Source organism: Massilia brevitalea (assembly GCF_030711405.1).
GTDB classification, from domain to species: Bacteria; Pseudomonadota; Gammaproteobacteria; order Burkholderiales; family Burkholderiaceae_D; genus Telluria; species Telluria brevitalea.
This window is the reverse complement of the sequence record NZ_JAULSI010000004.1, coordinates 38,075-55,307: the sequence shown is the minus strand read 5'-3', so window position 1 is coordinate 55,307 and position 17,233 is coordinate 38,075. Positions and strand designations below refer to the sequence as shown.

The 17,233-nt window shown below is 63.9% G+C and carries 17 protein-coding genes; 1 reads left to right on the top strand and 16 read right to left on the bottom strand.

The window, feature by feature from the left end; genetic code table 11:
- Positions 1 to 41 precede the first annotated feature (41 nt).
- From QWL29_RS03340 to rpsB, 16 genes are all read right to left on the bottom strand, one after another.
- The gene (locus tag QWL29_RS03340; protein ID WP_305821471.1) at positions 42 to 827 is read right to left on the bottom strand and encodes a TrmH family RNA methyltransferase; all 786 of its coding nucleotides are present in this window, start codon (positions 825 to 827) and stop codon (positions 42 to 44) included.
- Positions 824 to 1,489, bottom strand: a complete 666-nt coding sequence (gene rnhB / locus QWL29_RS03335) for a ribonuclease HII (RefSeq protein ID WP_305821470.1) — start codon at positions 1,487 to 1,489, stop codon at positions 824 to 826. The genes QWL29_RS03340 and rnhB overlap by 4 nt, the downstream gene beginning before the upstream one ends.
- Before the next feature lie 351 nt (positions 1,490 to 1,840).
- Positions 1,841 to 3,019, bottom strand: coding sequence for a lipid-A-disaccharide synthase (gene lpxB, locus QWL29_RS03330; protein WP_305821469.1), 1,179 nt, complete (start codon positions 3,017 to 3,019; stop codon positions 1,841 to 1,843).
- Positions 3,003 to 3,791, bottom strand: coding sequence for an acyl-ACP--UDP-N-acetylglucosamine O-acyltransferase (gene lpxA, locus QWL29_RS03325; protein WP_305821468.1), 789 nt, complete (start codon positions 3,789 to 3,791; stop codon positions 3,003 to 3,005). The genes lpxB and lpxA overlap by 17 nt, the downstream gene beginning before the upstream one ends.
- Positions 3,791 to 4,303, bottom strand: coding sequence for a 3-hydroxyacyl-ACP dehydratase FabZ (gene fabZ / locus QWL29_RS03320; RefSeq protein ID WP_305821467.1), 513 nt, complete (start codon positions 4,301 to 4,303; stop codon positions 3,791 to 3,793). The genes lpxA and fabZ overlap by 1 nt, the downstream gene beginning before the upstream one ends.
- A complete protein-coding gene (gene lpxD, locus QWL29_RS03315) occupies positions 4,293 to 5,387 on the bottom strand; it encodes a UDP-3-O-(3-hydroxymyristoyl)glucosamine N-acyltransferase (protein WP_305821466.1) in 1,095 nt (364 codons plus the stop codon). Before lpxD ends, fabZ begins: the two co-directional genes overlap by 11 nt.
- 4 nt (positions 5,388 to 5,391) lie before the next feature.
- A complete protein-coding gene (locus QWL29_RS03310; protein WP_305821465.1) occupies positions 5,392 to 5,904 on the bottom strand; it encodes an OmpH/Skp family outer membrane protein in 513 nt (170 codons plus the stop codon).
- 52 nt (positions 5,905 to 5,956) lie between these two features.
- Positions 5,957 to 8,305, bottom strand: a complete 2,349-nt coding sequence (bamA, locus tag QWL29_RS03305; protein WP_305821464.1) for an outer membrane protein assembly factor BamA — start codon at positions 8,303 to 8,305, stop codon at positions 5,957 to 5,959.
- Positions 8,306 to 8,370: 65 nt separating this feature from the next.
- Positions 8,371 to 9,720: an RIP metalloprotease RseP gene (rseP, locus tag QWL29_RS03300; protein ID WP_305821463.1), complete on the bottom strand. Its 1,350-nt coding sequence runs from the start codon at positions 9,718 to 9,720 to the stop codon at positions 8,371 to 8,373.
- 4 nt (positions 9,721 to 9,724) lie between these two features.
- A complete protein-coding gene (ispC, locus tag QWL29_RS03295; RefSeq protein WP_305821462.1) occupies positions 9,725 to 10,915 on the bottom strand; it encodes a 1-deoxy-D-xylulose-5-phosphate reductoisomerase in 1,191 nt (396 codons plus the stop codon).
- 38 nt (positions 10,916 to 10,953) lie between these two features.
- On the bottom strand, positions 10,954 to 11,784 hold the full coding sequence (locus QWL29_RS03290; protein WP_305821461.1) for a phosphatidate cytidylyltransferase: 831 nt from the start codon (positions 11,782 to 11,784) through the stop codon (positions 10,954 to 10,956).
- Positions 11,784 to 12,533 (bottom strand): polyprenyl diphosphate synthase, encoded by a 750-nt coding sequence (uppS, locus tag QWL29_RS03285; protein ID WP_305821460.1) that lies wholly within the window; start codon positions 12,531 to 12,533, stop codon positions 11,784 to 11,786. The genes QWL29_RS03290 and uppS overlap by 1 nt, the downstream gene beginning before the upstream one ends.
- A gap of 111 nt (positions 12,534 to 12,644) precedes the next feature.
- Positions 12,645 to 13,205, bottom strand: coding sequence for a ribosome recycling factor (gene frr, locus QWL29_RS03280; RefSeq protein ID WP_305821459.1), 561 nt, complete (start codon positions 13,203 to 13,205; stop codon positions 12,645 to 12,647).
- A 35-nt stretch (positions 13,206 to 13,240) separates the two neighbouring features.
- A complete protein-coding gene (gene pyrH, locus QWL29_RS03275; RefSeq protein ID WP_305821458.1) occupies positions 13,241 to 13,957 on the bottom strand; it encodes a UMP kinase in 717 nt (238 codons plus the stop codon).
- Positions 13,958 to 14,183: 226 nt separating this feature from the next.
- The gene (gene tsf, locus QWL29_RS03270; RefSeq protein ID WP_305821457.1) at positions 14,184 to 15,092 is read right to left on the bottom strand and encodes a translation elongation factor Ts; all 909 of its coding nucleotides are present in this window, start codon (positions 15,090 to 15,092) and stop codon (positions 14,184 to 14,186) included.
- 170 nt (positions 15,093 to 15,262) lie between these two features.
- The gene (gene rpsB / locus QWL29_RS03265) at positions 15,263 to 16,012 is read right to left on the bottom strand and encodes a 30S ribosomal protein S2 (RefSeq protein ID WP_290424349.1); all 750 of its coding nucleotides are present in this window, start codon (positions 16,010 to 16,012) and stop codon (positions 15,263 to 15,265) included.
- A 393-nt stretch (positions 16,013 to 16,405) separates the two neighbouring features.
- Between rpsB and map the strand changes: the two genes are divergently transcribed.
- On the top strand, positions 16,406 to 17,230 hold the full coding sequence (map, locus tag QWL29_RS03260; protein WP_305821456.1) for a type I methionyl aminopeptidase: 825 nt from the start codon (positions 16,406 to 16,408) through the stop codon (positions 17,228 to 17,230).
- Positions 17,231 to 17,233: the final 3 nt, after the last annotated feature.

Genomic DNA, 17,233 nt, shown 5'->3' with positions numbered 1-17,233 from the left:
CCAGGGTTGAAACGCCGGGTTTATTCTACAATGCGCTACAGTCAGGCCTGCTGCTGGCGCAGCTGTTCGAAGAAGCATACCGCTGCCGCCGCCGCCACGTTCAGCGACTCGACCTGGCCGGCATGCGGGATCACCACCTGGTGCGAGGCCAGCGCCATCAATTCGTCGGCCACGCCCTGCCCTTCGTGCCCGAGCAGCCAGGCGACCGGCTGGCGCAAATCGACGTCGTACAGCTTCTGCTCGGCATACCCGCTCATCGCCAGCACGGCGATATCGGATGCCTTGACCAGTTCCGCCAGGTCGACGTTCTCGAATATCTCCAGCACGAAGTGGGCGCCCATCGCCGCGCGCAGCACTTTGGGCGACCAGCAAAAAGCCGTGCCGGGGCTGCAGAACACTTGCGTGATGCCGGCCGCCGCGGCGCTGCGCAGGATCGATCCGGCATTGCCCGGGTCCTGCACGCCGTCCAGCAGCACGGCGGAGACAAGCATGGCCTGCGGCGCCTGCGGATGCGGGGTCTCGACCAGGAACATCAAATTCACGCCATGCTCGACCTGGCTCAGCGCGCCGAACAATGCTTCCGGCAGCGCGGTTACATGGCCGCGCAGCTGTTCGACGCGAGCGACGATGTTGCCGACTTCCGGATTGTGCAGCGCTTCTTCCGACACCACGCAGTGCGCCGGGGCGCCGCGCAAGTCGAGCCAGGACTGGCACAGGTGCACGCCGTCGAGCAGCGTGCGGCCAGCCTTGCGGCGCGCCTGCGAGCTCGATGCCAGGGCTTTCAGTTCTTTATAAAACGCGTTGTCGCGCGACGAGATCGTCTTCATGCGACCACCAGTTCTTCCGGTGCGGCGAAGAGATCCACCTGCAGCAGGTTGCGCACCGGTGCGAACGAACGGCGGTGCGCCGGCGACGGGCCATGCAGGCGCAGGCGCTCCAGATGCAGCGCGGTGCCGTAGCCCTTGTGCTGGTTGAAGCAGTAGTCCGGATACAGCGCGTGCAGGCGCACCAGTTCGGCGTCGCGCGCGGTCTTGGCCAGGATCGAGGCGGCGGAGATCGCGTGGCACTTGTCGTCGCCTTCGACCACGGCGTGGGCGCGAATCGCCATCGGCGGACAGCGGTTGCCGTCGATCAGGGCAAAGGTCGGCAGCAGCGAGAGCGCTTCCACGGCGCGGCGCATGGCCAGCATGGTGGCGTGCAGGATGTTCAGGGTGTCGATCTCTTCGCAGGACGCTTCGGCAATCGCCCAGGCCAGCGCGTGCTCGCGGATCTGCGGGGCCAGTTCGTCGCGCCGCGCTTCGCTCAGCTTCTTCGAGTCGCGCAGGCCCTCGATCGGGCGCTTCGGGTCGAGGATGACGGCGGCGGCGAACACCGGCCCGGCCAGCGGGCCGCGCCCGGCCTCGTCGACGCCGCAGACGATGTCGAGCTCGGTGAACGGACGCAGCCGGGGCGGCAGGCCGGGATAGAAGTTGACGCGCTTTTTACTCATCTGCTGCTTATGAATCTCTCAGAACTTGTCTTGTATGCGGTTGAATTCGCGCATTTTGAATGCCGAGTATTGTACGCGTACATGGGGGTGGGTGAAAGCAAAGGCGCTGGGCTGCTTCCGTCTGTGCGTTCTCGCTACGGCGCTTGGCCCCGTACGGTGGGCACTCCGTGCCCACGCGGAACGGCGCGCCGAGTTAGCGCCGCGCTCCGACGCGGCCGCTGCATCGTACCGGCGCTTCAAAATGCACCTCGTCGGCGTCCGATCCATGCTCGGCGGCGCGGAGCGAATCCTCGCTGGTACGGACTCCGGATCAACACGTAACCGCGTGGGCACGGGGTGCCCACCGTACGGCTACCCGCCCCGCGCCCCAATCACCTGCAACACCGCCTGCGCGCTCTCCTGCGCGCTGTTGCGCAGCAGGCTGTGGTGCATGTCCGTGAAGCGCGCGGCCAGCCTGTCGCGCAGCGCGCTGTCGTTCAGCTGGGCCCAGACGGCGTCGGACAGGGCCTCGGGCGTGGCGGCGTGCTGCAGGTATTCCGGCACCACCCATTCGCGCGCCAGGATGTTCGGCAATCCTATCCACGGCAGATAGCCCATGTGGCGCATGATCTCCCACGACGCGCGCATGACCTTGTACGCGATCACCATCGGCTTCTTGAACAGCGCCACTTCCAGCGTCGCCGTACCCGAGGCCACCAGCACCGCATCGGCGGCAGCAATCGCGGTATGCGACTGGCCATCGAGCAGCATCAGCGGAACATTAACCAGGCCGGCCTTTGCCACGATCTCGTTGAAGTAGGCGCGCTGCTTGTCGCCCGCCATCGGCACGACGAACCTCAGGCCCGGGTCGCGTTGCGCCAGCAGGCCGGCGGTACGGACAAAAGTCTCGGCCAGGTACTTCAGTTCGCCCATGCGCGAACCCGGCATGATGGCGACCACGCGCGCATCCGGCGCGAGGCCGAGCGTGGCGCGGGCACCGACGGTATCCGGCACCAGGGGAATGGTCTCGGCCAGCGGATGGCCGATATACGTCACCGGCACGCCGGCGTCCTTGTAGATCTGCTCTTCGAACGGGAAGATCACCAGCATGTGCGACACCGCGCGCTGGATCTTCTTGATGCGACCGCCGCGCCAGGCCCAGATTTGCGGGCCGACGAAGTGCAGGGTCGGAATCCCGCCCGCGCGCAACTGTTCTTCCAGGCCGAGGTTGAAACCCGGGTAGTCGGCGCCGATGAAGGCGGCGGGTCTCTCCGCCAGCAGCCGGTCGCGCAGGCGGTTCTGGATACCCTTGATTTCGCGGTAGCGCGGAATGATCTCGAACAGGCCGCGCACCGTCAGGGTCTCGATCGGCACGTCCGACACCAGGCCCTGCTCGATCATGCGCGGGCCGCCGATGCCGTGGAAGCGCGCGTTGGGAAGATGCGGACGCAGCCCGGCGAGCAGGCGTGCGGCGAGCATGTCGCCGGACACTTCGCCGGCGACCAGGGCCAGCGAGATGTCCGGGCCTGCAGGCTTATCGGACGATGCCACGGGTTATGGTGCCGAGGAAGTCGCGGATCGCCTTGACGTCGCCTGCGGCTTCAGGCGACGCGCCCTCTTCCTGCTCGAGCGCCGCCTTGGCTTCTTCCAGCGTCAGGCCGCTGCGGTACAGGTGCTTGTAGGCGGCGCGGATGCCGTCGATCTGGGCGCGGCTGAAACCGCGGCGCTTCAGGCCTTCGGTATTGACGCCGCGCGCGGCAGCCGGGTTCCCGGACACCATCACGAACGGCGGCACGTCCTGGGTCAGGCTGGTGTACATGCCGATGAAGGCATGCGCGCCGATCTTGCAGAACTGGTGCACGCCGGCGTAGCCGGACAGGATTGCGTGGTCGCCCACGTGCACGTGGCCCGCCAATTGCGCGTTGTTCGAGAAGATCGTGTGGCTGCCGACCTGGCAATCGTGCGCCAGGTGGACGTAGGCCGAGATCCAGTTGTCGTCGCCCAAACGGGTGACGCCTTCGTCCTGGGCCGTGCCGAGGTTGAAGGTGACGAACTCGCGGATGGTGTTGCCGTTGCCGATTTCCAGGCGCGTCGGCTCGCCCTGCCACTTCTTGTCCTGCGGCGCGGCGCCGATCGAACCGAACTGGAAGAACTTGTTGTCTTCGCCGATCGTCGTGTGGCCTTCGATGACCACGTGCGGGCCGACCACGGTGCGCGCGCCGATGCGCACGTGAGGGCCGATGATCGAGTACGGGCCGACCTCGACCGAGCTGTCGAGCTCGGCGTGCGGATCGACGATCGCGGTCGGGTGGATCTTGCTCATTACCCCTCCGCGCCCGTGTCTGCTGGTGCGGCGCCCTTCATGGTCGCCTCTGCGGCGCCGCGGATGGTGCACATCAGGTCGCCCTCGACGGCTACTTTACCGTCGACGCTGGCCGTGGCCTTGTATTTCCAGATGCCGCGCGCCTGGCGCAGGATCTCGACTTCCATCACCAGCTGGTCGCCCGGCTCGACCGGACGCTTGAAGCGCGCGTTGTCGATGCCGACGAAATACACCACCGAGTTCTCGTCGGGCTTCACGTTCATGGTCATGAACGACAGGATGGCGGCGGTCTGCGCCAGCGCCTCGATCATCAGCACGCCAGGCATCACCGGCTTGTGCGGGAAGTGGCCGTTAAAGAATTCTTCGTTGACGGTCACGTTCTTGATGGCGGTGATGCGCTTGCCCAGTTCGACATCCAGCACGCGGTCGACCAGCAGCAGCGGGTAGCGGTGCGGCAGGTATTCCTTGATGCCGTTGATGTCGAGGGTGATCTTCTTGGTATCAGTCGTCATTTTTCTGTTCTTGAGTCTGCTCAATGAGCGTCTTGATGGTTTTTTCCAGCGTGCGGATCTTCTCGCGCATGGAATTCAGATTGCGGACGATGGCCGCCGATTTTTCCCACTCGGCGTTTTTCGCCAGCGGATAGAAGCCGGTGTACTGGCCCGGCTCGAGCACCGAGCGCGACACCATCGAGCCCGAGGAGATGTGCACGTTGTCGGCAATCTCCAGGTGGCCCAGCACCATGGCGGCGCCGCCAAACGTGCAGCGGCTGCCGATCTTGGCGCTGCCGGCCACGCCGACGCAGCCGGCCATGGCCGTGTGCGCGCCGATGTGGCAGTTGTGGCCGATCTGGATCTGGTTGTCGAGCTTGACGCCGTCTTCGATGACGGTGTCAGCCAGCGCGCCGCGGTCGATCGAGGTGTTCGAGCCGATGTCGACGTCGTCGCCGATCACTACGCGCCCGGTCTGCGGGATCTTGATGTACACGCCTGCCTCGACCGCAAAGCCGAAGCCGTCGCCGCCGATCACCGCGCCCGAATGCACGATGCCGCGCGCGCCGATGATGCAGCCGCGCTGGAAGGTCACGTTCGGGTAGAAGCGCGTGCCCTCGCCCACGGTGGCGCCACGGCCGATGAAGCAGCCGTGCTCGATGATGGCGCCCGCCTTCACCACGGCACCCGCTTCGATCGTCACGTGCGGGCCGATGTGGGCCGTGGCGTCGATCTCGGCGCCGGCGTCGACGACGGCGCTCGGGTGGATGCCCGGCGTGACGGCGTCTTCTTCCAGCGCCACGAAGTACTGCGCGGTGCGCGCGAAATAGGCGTAGGGATTGGTGGTGACGATGCGGCTGCCGGCGTAGGTGGCGGCAACCGACGGGTCGTCCAGCGGCGACAGGATCAGCGCCGCGGCCGAGCTTTGCGCGGCCAGCGCGCGCAGCTTGCTGTTGCTGAGGAAGCTGATCTGGGTGGCGTCGGCGCTGTCGAGGGGAGCGATGGCGCTGACGACGAGGTCGGCGTTGCCGACGAGCTGGCCGCCGAAGCGCTCGACCAGGTCGCCCAGGCGCACGCCGCGGGGGATGTGTTCGCGTTGTTCCAAAACTTTACTTGTCCAGCTGTTTCAGGATTTTATCCGTGATATCGATGCGCGGGCTCGACCACGCCGCTTCCTGCAGTACGGCGTCGAGTTTTTCCTGCTCGGCGATCTGTTCGATCAGCTTGAAGGCCTTGGTGGCGATGGCGGCGCGCTCTTCGCTCTTGCGCTGCATCAGGTCTTCCTGGAACTCGCGGTTCATGCGCTGCACGTCTTTTTCCATGTCGAACAGTTCGCGCGCGCGGCGGGTGCGCTCGATGTCGCTCAGGCGCGGCGCGTCGGTGTCGAACTTCTCGCTCATCTGCTTGAACCTGGTCACCAGCTCTTCGTTCGTCTTCTGGCGCTTCGAGAATTCGGCCTGGATCTTGGCGTCGGCCGCCTTGGCCATCTTCGATTCCGTCATCAGGCGTTCGGTGAACACGAAGCCGATGCGGCTCGGCGCGTTCTGCGCCTGGGCCAGCGGAGCGGCGCACAGGCCTGCCAGCAGCAGGGTCCCGGGCAATGCTTTCAGATTTTTCAACATAATTCTCCGCGGTGAAAAGAAATGACGAAGGAAGGGACTCGGAAGCGCTGCCTCAGAAGCCCGTCCCCATCTGGAACTGGAAACCTTCGATCTGGTCGCCCTCTTTCTTGTTCAGGGGCTTGGCGAACGACAGGCGCAGCGGGCCGACCGGCGAGATCCACGACAGGCCGATACCGGCCGAGTAGCGCATCTCCTGCAGGCGGATCGGCGACTTCTCCTGGAATACCTGGCCGCCGTCGGTGAAGACGAACCAGCGCAGGCTGCGGTCCTTGCTGCTGCCCGGGAACGGGAACTGCAGCTCGGCGTTGCCGATCAGGCGCTTCGAGCCGCCGATGGCGTCGCCGTAGATCGGATCGACCACGCCCAGGGTCGAGCTTTCGTAGCCGCGCACCGAGCCGATGCCGCCGGCGTAGAAGTTCTTGAAGACCGGGTATTCCTTGCCGCCGATGCCCTTGCCGTAGTCGAACTCGCCGCGCACGGCCAGCGTCATCCACGAGGTCAGCGGACGGTACCACTGGTGTTCGTAGACGGCGCGGAAGTACTTCGAGTCGCCGATCACGTCGACCTCGAGGTTGGCGCGCTGGTAGCGGCCGTAGCTTGGGGTGATCGCGCTGTCGCGGCTGTCGCGGCCCCAGGCCACCGTCAGCGGGATGGCGATGCTTTCGCCGGTACCCACGCCCGAATACGGTCCCGAGTTCGGGCCGCCGTTCTGGCGCACGAACTGCTTGTAGATTTCCGGGCTGGTGGTGTCGGTGGTCAGCGTGGTGCGCTCGAGGCCGGCGCCGAAGTAGACGGTGTCGGTTTCCGAGAACGGCACGCCGAAGGTCATGTTGCCGCCGGTCTGGCGCACCGTGTACGAGCCAATGTTCGACAGCGGCGGACGGGTCGTGCGGTGGTAGACCTGGAACGCGCGCGACACGCCGTCGTCGGTGAAGTACGGATTGGTGTTCGATACGGCGAAGGTGCGGCTGTACTTCGAGGTGTTGATGTCGAAGCCGATGGTCTGGCCGCTGCCGGCGAAGTTCGCCTGCTGCACGCCCATCGTGAAGGTGAACTTCTCGGCCTGCGAGAACGAGCCGCCAATGGTGAAGTTGCCGGTCGGGCGTTCCTCGACCGTCATGTTGACGTCGACCTGGTCGGAGCTGCCCGGCGACTCCGGCGTCTCGATCTTCACTTCCTTGAAGTAGCCGAGGCGGTCGACGCGGTCGCGCGAGAGCTTGACGCGGTCGGCGTCGTACCACGAACTTTCGAACTGGCGGAACTCGCGGCGGATGACTTCGTCGCGGCTCACGGTATTGCCCGAAATATTGATGTGGCGGACGTAGGCGCGCTTGCCCGGATCGACGGTGAAGGTGAACGCGACTTCGCGCTTCTCGCGGTCGAGGACCGGGTCGGCATTCACGTTGGCGAAGGCGTAGCCGAAGCTGCCCAGGCGCGCGGCGATGCGCTTGCTCGATGCTTCCTGCTGCGCGCCGGAATAGGTCTTGCCCGCCTGGAGGATGATCAGGTCGCGCAGTTCTTCCTCGCGTCCGAAGGTCTCGCCTTCCAGCTTCACGCTCGAGACGGTGTACTTCTCGCCCTCGGTGATGTTGATGGTGAGGTAGATGTCCTTCTTGTCCGGGGTGATCGCCACCTGCGTCGATTCGACGTTCGCTTCGAGGTAGCCGCGGTCCAGGTAGTAGGACTTGATCGCTTCCAGGTCGCCGGTCAGCTTGGTCTTGGAGTACTGGTCGGCTTTTGAATACCAGGTCAGCCAGCCCGAGGTGGACAGCTGCAGGATCTCGCGGATCTGCTTGTCGGAGACGACCTTGTTGCCGACAATGTTGATCTGCTTGATGCGCGCGACCTCGCCTTCGTCGACGTTGAACATGACGTTCACGCGGTTACGCTCGATCGGGGTGACGGTGGTCGTGATCTTCACGCCGTACATGCCGTGCGAGAGGTACTGGCGCTTGAGTTCCTGTTCGGCGCGGTCGACCGCCGACTTGTCGTAGATCTTGGCTTCGCCCACGCCGATTTCGCGCAGGGCCTTGACCAGCATGTCCTTCTCGAACTCCTTGGCGCCGGTGAAGTCGACGGTGTTGATGGCAGGACGTTCCTCGACCAGCACCACCAGCACGCCCTTTTCTTCTTCCAGGCGGATGTCCTTGAAGAAGCCGGTCGCGTACAGGGCCTTGATGGCGGCGATGGATTTGTCGTTGTCGAAGGTCTCGCCCACGCGCACCGGCAGATACGTGAACACGGTGCCGGCTTCGGTACGCTGGATGCCTTCGATCCGGATGTCCTTGACGACGAACGGATTAACGGCGAACGCAGGGCCGGCGCACAGCGCCAGCACGGCCGCGCCGATCAGGCTGCGGCGAATGAACGGCAGGGCAAAACGATCTGGTTGTGAATTCATTGGCTAAATAACGGGTCAGTCATTGGACAACATACATATTCTTGTTTGCCGGCGCCGCGGGAAAATCAGAGCAATCGTCCCAGGTCATTGAAGACGGCGAGCGCCATCAGCATGAACAGCAGGCCTACCCCTGCGCGTTGAGCGAATGCCTGGATTCGCTCGGACAGGGGACGCCCGGTCAAAACTTCCAGCGAATAATACAGCAAATGGCCACCATCCAGCACTGGAATTGGTAACAGATTCATTACACCCAGGCTCACGCTGACCACCGCGATGAAGCCCAAAAACGTCGCAAGTCCCATGCGCGCTGTCTGTCCGGCGTAGTCGGCGATGGTCAATGGACCGGTGACATTTTTCAGCGAGGCTTGCCCCGTGACGATCCTGGCGATCATCTTGAAGGTCAGCGCCGTCATCTCCCAGGTGCGCTGCGCACCCTTGCCGATGGCCTCGAACGGGCCAGCCTGCACGGTAATGAAGTCGACCGCCGGCGCCAGCTGGACCTGGGCCACGCCCTGGCCTTTCGGGTCCTTCTCCGGTACCAGCGGCAGGCTCAGGAGATTGCCGTCGCGGCGCACTTCCAGCTGCAGGGTGCGGCCGGCGGCGGCGCGCACGGTGCGCACGAAATCGCCTGCGTCCAGCAGCGGCTTGCCGTCGGCCGTCACGATGACGTCGCCGCGGCGCAGGCCGGCGCGTTCGCCCGGACCGCCCGCCACGGCCTGCTCCACGACCGGCATGCCGATCCAGACGTTCATGCCGAGCGCGCCCATCAGGTCGCCGTCGGGTTCGCCTTCGGGATCGACGGCGCCGAAGGCGCTGGCCGGAATGCTGGCGCGGTAGCTGCTGCCGCTTGCGCCTTTCACGTCGAAGTGGGCATCCTGCCTGTCGATGGCAAGATGGGTGACGGCCCAGCGCAATTCCGAGAACGACTGCACCGGCTCGCCGTTGACGGCGGCGATGCTGTCGCCGCCGCGCAGGCCGGCGGCGTAGGCCGGCGTGTTCGTTTCCATCGCCGCCAGTTTGGCGCTGGGTTCCTGGGCGCCGTGCATGAACAGCAAACCGAACAGCACAATGGCCAGCAAGAAGTTGGCAATCGGACCGGCCGCGACGATGGCGATGCGCTTCCACACATTCTGGCGCGTGAATTCGCGCGCCAGGTCGGCTTCGTCCTTCGGTGCGGTGGCCGGGTCGCGCGCGTCGAGCATCTGCACGTAGCCGCCCAAAGGCAGCGCGGAAATGGCCCATTCGGTATTGTCGCGGCCGAAGCGGCGCGACCACACAACCTTGCCCATGCCCACCGAAAAGCGCAGGACCTTCACGCCGCACAGGCGCGCAACGAGATAGTGGCCGAGTTCGTGGAAGACGATCAGCGGCCCCAGCGCGAGGACGAAGCCCGCGACTGCATACAGGAAGTTCATGGTATCAAGTCCGGTTCGGGTTGCCTGCCAGCGCGGCGACGATCTGCCCTGCCGCAGCGCGGGCATGCTCATCCTGCGCCATCACGGCTGCGATGTCATGCGCTGCGCCATGCGTGTTCTCGTCCATCACGCGGCGCACCACGCGGTCGATGTCGCGGAAACCGATGCGGCGTTCGAGGAAGGCCTCGACCGCCACTTCGTTGGCCGCGTTCAGCAGCGCCGGCGCGGTGCCGCCTGCACGCAGGGCGTCGAAGGCCAGCGCCAGGCAAGGGAAGCGGACGAAGTCGGGCGGGTAGAACTGCAGCGCCGCCATCGTGGTCAAATCGAGCTGGGCCACGCCGGAATCGATACGCTCCGGGTAGGCCAGCGCGTGCGCGATCGGGGTGCGCATGTCGGGGTTGCCGAGCTGGGCCAGCACCGAGCCGTCGACGTAGCTCACCATCGAGTGGATCACGCTTTGCGGGTGGATCACCACCTCGATCCGATCGGCCGGTGCGCCAAACAGCCAGTGGGCCTCGATCACTTCCAGGCCCTTGTTCATCATGGTGGCGGAGTCGACCGAGATCTTGCGGCCCATAGCCCAGTTCGGATGCTTGCAGGCTTCTTCCGGCGTGACGTTTTCCAGGGTCTCGACGGCGCGGTTCAGGAAGGGGCCGCCCGAAGCGGTCAACAGGATCTTGGCCACGCCGGAGGCGTCGGGCTGGCGCGCGTAATTGCTTGGGAGCGACTGGAAGATCGCGTTGTGCTCGCTGTCGATGGGCAGCAAGGTCGCCTTGTGCTCGCGCACGGCGTCCATGAACAGCTGGCCCGACATGACCAGGGCTTCCTTGTTCGCCAGCAGCACCTTCTTGCCGGCGCGGGCCGCGGCCAGGGTCGGCGCCAGGCCGGCGGCGCCGACAATCGCCGCCATCACGGTATCGGTGCCGGCGCCCGATGCGATCTCGCACAGGGCGGCTTCGCCATACGCCACGTCGATTGGCAAGCCCTCCAGCAGGCGCGACAATTGCGCCGCGGCTTCAGGGCTGCCGACCACGGCGCGCTGCGGCTTGAACTGGCGGCACTGGGCAGCCAGTTCCTCGACGCGGCTGTGCGCGCTCAGCGCGTAGACCTGGTAGTGCTCGGGATGACGCGCGAGCACGTCGAGGGTCGAGACGCCGATGGAACCGGTGGCGCCCAGGATGGTGATGCGTTGCATGTGAAGCTCCTTACAGCCCGTGTATTACAGCTCGGGTATTACAGCCAGATGCCGATCAGTGCCGCCAGGGGCAGTACGGGAACCAGGGCGTCGATCCGGTCCAGCACGCCGCCATGGCCGGGCAGCAGGTTGCTGCTGTCCTTCATGCCGGCACGGCGCTTGAGCTGGGATTCGAAGAGGTCGCCGACGACACTGGCGGCGGCGACCAGGACCAGGATGGCCCAGGTGGCGGCCCAGCCCAGGCTGGCCTGCACGCGCACCGGGAAGGTATTGGCCAGGCTGTCGCCGGCGAAGACGATGACCAGGGTGGCGATGACCAGCACGGCGATGCCGCCGCCGATCGCGCCTTCCCAGGACTTGCCGGGCGAGATGGATGGCGCCAGCTTGCGCTTGCCGAAGGCCTTGCCCGAGAAGTAGGCGAAGATGTCGGCGGCCCAGACGATGGCCAGCACCGACAGCAGGTACAGCGGAGAGTAGGCGTACAGCGCCACGATGGCGGCGAAGCAGCCGACCAGCGACACGGCATACACCACGCTGAGCAGGGTGTTGGCGGTGGAATCGAGCGCCGGCAGTCCGACCTTCAAGGAGGGCGCAAAGCGCAGCGCCCACAGCAGCAGCGAGATCGCGTACCAGAACACCGGGTTCGGGTGGCCCGGGCCAAAGAAGGCCCAGACGAAGGCTGCGGTCCAGAAGGCGGCCACGATCGGCGCCTTGGTCGACTGCGGGTTGAACAGGCGGAAGCATTCCCAGATCGCGGCGCCGAAGAACACGGTCGCCACCACTGCGAAGGCTGTGTAGTTATTGGAATACAGGACCGGCAGCAGGACTGCCAGCAGCACGAGCGCGGTGATGATCCGGGTTTTCAGCATCAGTTTTTGTTCGCCACTTGTTCGCCGGTCCGGCCGAAGCGCCGTTCGCGGTGTTGGTAAGACGCGATCGCCGCGTCCAGGGACTCGGCCGAGAAGTCAGGCCAGTAGGTATCGGTAAAGTACAGCTCGGAATACGCCAGCTGCCACAGCAGGAAATTGCTGATGCGCTCTTCGCCGCCGGTGCGGATGAACAGGTCCGGCTCCGGCGCATACGCCATCGCCAGGTGCGGCGCCAGCAACTCTTCGGTGTACTCGCTCAGGCCGGGGTTGGCGGCAACCATCTTGCTGGTGGCCTGCATGATGTCCCAGCGGCCGCCGTAGTTGGCGCACACCGAGACCGTCAGGCGCGTGTTGCCGGCGGTCTTGCGCTCGGCATTCGCGATCATGTCCTGCAATTTCGGGTCGAAGCGCGACAGATCGCCCACGACCTTCAGGCGGATGTCGTTGGCGTGCATCTTCGCCACTTCGCGCTCGAGGGCGGTGACGAAGAGGCGCATCAGCAGCGACACTTCCTCGGCCGGCCGGCGCCAGTTTTCCGACGAAAACGCAAACAGCGTCAGGTACTCGACGCCGCGCAGCGCGCAGGCCTCGACCACGCCGCGCACGGCCTCGACGCCCTTCACGTGGCCGGCCACGCGCGGCAGCAGGCGCTTGGTCGCCCAGCGGCCATTGCCGTCCATGATGATCGCGACGTGGCGCGGCACAGCCGGCACATCGGGGACTGCAGTCGTCGAACTCTTGAAAATCATAAATCCTTTGCCATCACGGCAATACACAGAGGAATAAAACAAACGGACCCCGCGCAACGCGGCAAGCGCGCAAGCACGGGGCCGGGGACGCCATTTGCGCCCTCTCCTGCGTCAGACGGTCAGGACTTCCTTTTCCTTTTCGGTGACCAGCTTGTCGATGTCGGCCACGAACTTGTCGGTCAGTTTCTGGATCTCGTCGGACGAACGGCGCTCGTCGTCTTCCGAGGCGGTCTTGTCCTTGACCATTTTCTTCAGCTGCTCGTTGGCGTCGCGGCGGATGTTACGCACGGCGATCTTTGCATCTTCGGCTTCCGACTTGCACAGCTTGACCATTTCCTTGCGGCGTTCCTCGGTCAGCGCCGGGGTCGGCACACGGACCATGTCGCCCATCGTCGACGGGTTCAGGCCGAGGTCGGCATCACGGATCGCCTTCTCGATGGTGCTCAGCATCTTCTTTTCGTACGGCTGGACGGCGATGGTGCGCGCATCGGCCAGGGTCAGGTTGGCCACGCCGGACAGCGGCGTTGGCGAACCGTAGTAGTCGACCATCACGTGGTCGAGGATGCCGGTGTGGGCACGGCCGGTACGCACTTTGGCGAGGTCGGCGCGCAGGGTTTCAATCGACTTCGTCATGCGCTCTTGCGCATTCTTTTTGACGTCAGCTAGGGACATGCTGCTCTCCTGTTATTCAATATTTCAGAGTTAAATCAAACGTGTACCAGTGTACCTTCGTCTTCGCCCATGATCACGCGCATGAGCGCGCCGGGCTTGACGATGGAGAACACCTTGATCGGCAGCTTCTGGTCGCGGCACAGGGCAAACGCGGTCGCGTCCATCACCTGCAAATGCTTGGCGATCGCTTCGTCGAAGGTGATCGACTCGTAGCGCGTCGCGTGCGGATCCTTCTTAGGATCGGCAGTATATACGCCATCGACCTTGGTTGCCTTCAAAACAATCTGGGCCGAGATTTCCGAGCCGCGCAGGGCGGCCGCGGTGTCGGTGGTGAAGAAGGGGTTGCCGGTGCCGGCGGCGAAGACGACGACCTTGCCTTCTTCGAGATACTGCAGCGCCTTCGGGCGCACGTAGGGCTCGACCACCTGCTCGATGCCGATCGCCGACATCACGCGTGCGGTGATGCCGACATGGCGCATGGCGTCGGCCAGGGCCAGGGCGTTCATGACGGTGGCCAGCATGCCCATGTAGTCGGCGGTGGCGCGGTCCATGCCCTGGGCGCCGGGCGCGACGCCGCGGAAGATGTTGCCGCCGCCGATCACGACCGCCAGCTCGACACCCAATTTGGCCACTTCCGCCACATCGGCCACCATGCGATCGATGGTGACGCGGTTGATGCCGAAGGGGTCGTCACCCATCAGCGCTTCGCCAGACAGCTTGAGGAGGACTCGTTGGTAGGCTGGTTTTGTCATGATGAGGCGCTCTCCTGTAGTGTTCGGTTCAAATTCGGTTCCGGCCGCAGGCGCATGGCTTGCGGCTTCATCTGCAAATGTACAGATGGCGGTGAAACTGGCGCGCACGCTCTTGGGCAACGGCAGCGTCACGTCTTTGTAGTCGTAGGGTGGACATCTGTGTCCACCCTACCCCGTCGATAAAACCGACGGGTTAAAAAAACGGGCCTTGCGGCCCGCTTTTCTATTACTGCTTGTTGGCAGCCATCTGGGCCGCGACTTCTGCTGCGAAGTCGTCAACCTTTTTCTCGATGCCTTCGCCGACGACGTACATGGTGAAGCCCTTGACGGTCGTGTTGGCGGCCTTCAGCATCTGCTCGATCGACTGCTTGTCGTTCTTCACGAATGCCTGGTTCAGCAGCGACACTTCTTTCAGGTACTTCTGGACCGAACCTTCGAGGCGCTTGGCCAGGATTTCCGGCGACTGGGCTGGCTTGCCAGCAGCAGCAGCGGCGTCCGCGTCTTCTTGTGCTTTCAGTTGAGCAACCGAACGCTCTTTTTCGATCATTTCAGCAGGCACTTGCTCAGCCGACAGAGCGACTGGCTTCATCGCGGCGATGTGCATTGCGACGTCCTTGCCGACCTGCTCGTCCGCGCCTTCGTATTCGACCATGACGCCGATACGGGTGCCGTGCAGGTAGGAAGCCAGCTTGCCGGTGGTTTCGAAACGCTGGAAGCGGCGCACGGTCATGTTCTCGCCGATCTTGCCGATCAGTGCCGAACGCAGTGCGTCGAAGGTCTGGCCGCCGGCGTCCAGCTCGGACAGGGCAGCGACGTCGGCCGGGTTGTTTTCGGCGATCAGCTTGGCTGCCAGGTTGGCCATGGCCAGGAAGTCGTCGTTCTTGGCGACGAAGTCGGTTTCGCTGTTGATTTCCACCAGCGCGCCGATGTTGCCGGCGATGTAGGTGGCGACGACGCCTTCGGCGGTGATGCGTGCCGATGCTTTCGATGCCTTGCCGCCCAGCTTGACGCGCAGGATCTCTTCAGCACGGCCCATGTCGCCTTCGGCTTCGGTCAGTGCTTTTTTGCATTCCATCATCGGTGCGTCGGTTTTCGCGCGCAGTTCGCCGACCATCGCTGCAGTAATCGCTGCCATGTGTATTCTCCTAAATAGTGAGTCGCAGAGTGAAAACGCCAAACGGCGCTTCCACGACGTTATTGCTGAATTCTTTTGCTTGAAAAAAGGGGTGCTCAGAACACCGGCACCCCTTTGAGAGCGTGTATACAACGCTCGGCGCTCGGGGCAGGCGCTAGGCCTGCCTGAGCTTATGCCTGCTCGGAGACTTCGACGAAGTCGTCGCCGCCGGCCTTGACCATTTCAACGACTTCGTTGGTGGCATTGGCACGGCCTTCCAGGATCGCATCGGCAACGCCGCGTGCGTACAGGGTGATGGCTTTCGACGAGTCGTCGTTACCAGGGATCACGTGGGTGACGCCTTCTGGCGAGTGGTTGGTATCGACCACGCCGATGACCGGGATGCCCAGCTTGCCGGCTTCGGTGATGGCGCCCTTGTGGTAGCCGACGTCGACGACGAAGATCGCGTCAGGCACGCCGCCCAGGTCCTTGATGCCGCCGATCGACTTCTGCAGCTTTTCCATTTCGCGCGAGAACATCAGCGCTTCTTTCTTCGACATCTTCTCGACCGAACCGTCTTCGATCTGGGCTTCCATGTCTTTCAGGCGCTTGATCGAGGTCTTGATGGTCTTGAAGTTGGTCAGCATGCCGCCCAGCCAGCGCTGGTCGACGTAAGGCACGCCGGCGCGCTGTGCTTCAGCGGCGATGATATCGCGTGCCTGGCGCTTGGTGCCGACCATCAGGATGGTGCCGCGGTTGGCCGAGATCTGCTTGATGGTTTTCATCGCATCCTGGTACATCGCCATGGTTTTTTCCAGGTTGATGATGTGGATCTTGTTGCGATGACCGAAGATGAACGGTGCCATCTTTGGGTTCCAGAAACGGGTCTGGTGGCCGAAGTGAATACCGGCTTCCAGCATTTCGCGCATAGTAACGGACATGTAATTCTCCAGGGTTAAATTCTTGAATAACGACCAGTCACCTCGAGGGCACCCTTGGCGGTCGCATTCGCGATTTGAATAAATAAAATAGACTACTTTGACAACATTGCCCGATCAGGATCGGAGCAACCCGAGATTCTAGCGGGATTTGAGTTGTATATCAAGCTTTGTCATGATCTGGACGCTGCACAGCACTGCTTCGGGAAGCGGCGGCGCGGCCAACGCAGGATTGGCACGTGCGTACCGCGTGGGCACGGAGTGCCCACCCTACGATTGACTCCTCGGCAGGGGCATACGTCATCACTTATAATGTGGAGGATATTGCAGCGAGTGAAATCTTTACTCGGCTGTTACGCGCTGTTACGAATATTGACTGTTTTGTCCGAAGCCCCTATGTCCATCTCCATCAAGACCCCCGACGAAATCGCCGGCATGCGCATTGCCGGTCGCCTTGGCGCCGAAGTGCTCGACTACATCACGCCCTTCGTCAAGCCCGGCGTGACCACCGCCGAACTCGACCGCCTGTGCCACGAATACATGGTCAACGTGCAAGGCACGACCCCTGCCCCGCTGAACTATCAGCCGCCGGGTTACCCGCCTTACCCGAAATCGGTCTGCACCTCGCTCAACGACGTGATCTGCCACGGCATCCCGAACGACAAGCCGCTGAAGGATGGCGACGTGATGAACATCGACGTCACCGTGATCACGAAAGACGGCTTCCACGGCGACAACAGTCGCATGTTCTTCATCGGCAAACCGTCGATCATGGCCAAGCGCCTGGCCGAGATCACCTACGAATGCATGTGGCTCGGTATCAGCAAGGTGAAACCGGGCGCGCACCTGGGCGACATCGGCCACGTGATCCAGCAGCACGCCGAAAAGCACGGCTACAGCGTGGTGCGCGAGTTCTGCGGCCACGGCATCGGCCGCGTCTTCCACGAAGAGCCGCAGGTGCTGCACTACGGTAAACCCGGCACGCTGGAAAAGCTGGAGCCGGGCATGATCTTCACCATCGAGCCGATGATCAACGCGGGAAAACGCGAGATCAAGGCCCTGCCCGACGGCTGGACCATCAAGACCAAGGACCGCAGCCTCTCGGCCCAGTGGGAACACATGATCCTGGTCACCGAAACCGGCTATGAAGTCCTGACCCAGTCCGCCGGCACCCCGCCGCCGCCAGCCATCGTGCTGCCGCACGAATCGGTTCCCGCCTAAGGA

Excerpts from the sequence above, each read along its gene's own strand:
- lpxA (WP_305821468.1), bottom strand. The coding sequence starts at position 3,791 with ATGAGCAAGATCCACCCGACCGCGATCGTCGATCCGCACGCCGAGCTC.
- ispC (WP_305821462.1), bottom strand. The coding sequence starts at position 10,915 with ATGCAACGCATCACCATCCTGGGCGCCACCGGTTCCATCGGCGTCTCG.
- rpsB (WP_290424349.1), bottom strand. The coding sequence starts at position 16,012 with ATGTCCGTTACTATGCGCGAAATGCTGGAAGCCGGTATTCACTTCGGC.
- QWL29_RS03290 (WP_305821461.1), bottom strand. The coding sequence starts at position 11,784 with ATGCTGAAAACCCGGATCATCACCGCGCTCGTGCTGCTGGCAGTCCTG.
- rnhB (WP_305821470.1), bottom strand. The coding sequence starts at position 1,489 with ATGAGTAAAAAGCGCGTCAACTTCTATCCCGGCCTGCCGCCCCGGCTG.
- uppS (WP_305821460.1), bottom strand. The coding sequence starts at position 12,533 with ATGATTTTCAAGAGTTCGACGACTGCAGTCCCCGATGTGCCGGCTGTG.
- map (WP_305821456.1), top strand. The coding sequence starts at position 16,406 with ATGTCCATCTCCATCAAGACCCCCGACGAAATCGCCGGCATGCGCATT.
- rseP (WP_305821463.1), bottom strand. The coding sequence starts at position 9,720 with ATGAACTTCCTGTATGCAGTCGCGGGCTTCGTCCTCGCGCTGGGGCCG.
- QWL29_RS03340 (WP_305821471.1), bottom strand. The coding sequence starts at position 827 with ATGAAGACGATCTCGTCGCGCGACAACGCGTTTTATAAAGAACTGAAA.
- pyrH (WP_305821458.1), bottom strand. The coding sequence starts at position 13,957 with ATGACAAAACCAGCCTACCAACGAGTCCTCCTCAAGCTGTCTGGCGAA.
- fabZ (WP_305821467.1), bottom strand. The coding sequence starts at position 4,303 with ATGACGACTGATACCAAGAAGATCACCCTCGACATCAACGGCATCAAG.
- tsf (WP_305821457.1), bottom strand. The coding sequence starts at position 15,092 with ATGGCAGCGATTACTGCAGCGATGGTCGGCGAACTGCGCGCGAAAACC.
- QWL29_RS03310 (WP_305821465.1), bottom strand. The coding sequence starts at position 5,904 with ATGTTGAAAAATCTGAAAGCATTGCCCGGGACCCTGCTGCTGGCAGGC.
- frr (WP_305821459.1), bottom strand. The coding sequence starts at position 13,205 with ATGTCCCTAGCTGACGTCAAAAAGAATGCGCAAGAGCGCATGACGAAG.
- bamA (WP_305821464.1), bottom strand. The coding sequence starts at position 8,305 with ATGAATTCACAACCAGATCGTTTTGCCCTGCCGTTCATTCGCCGCAGC.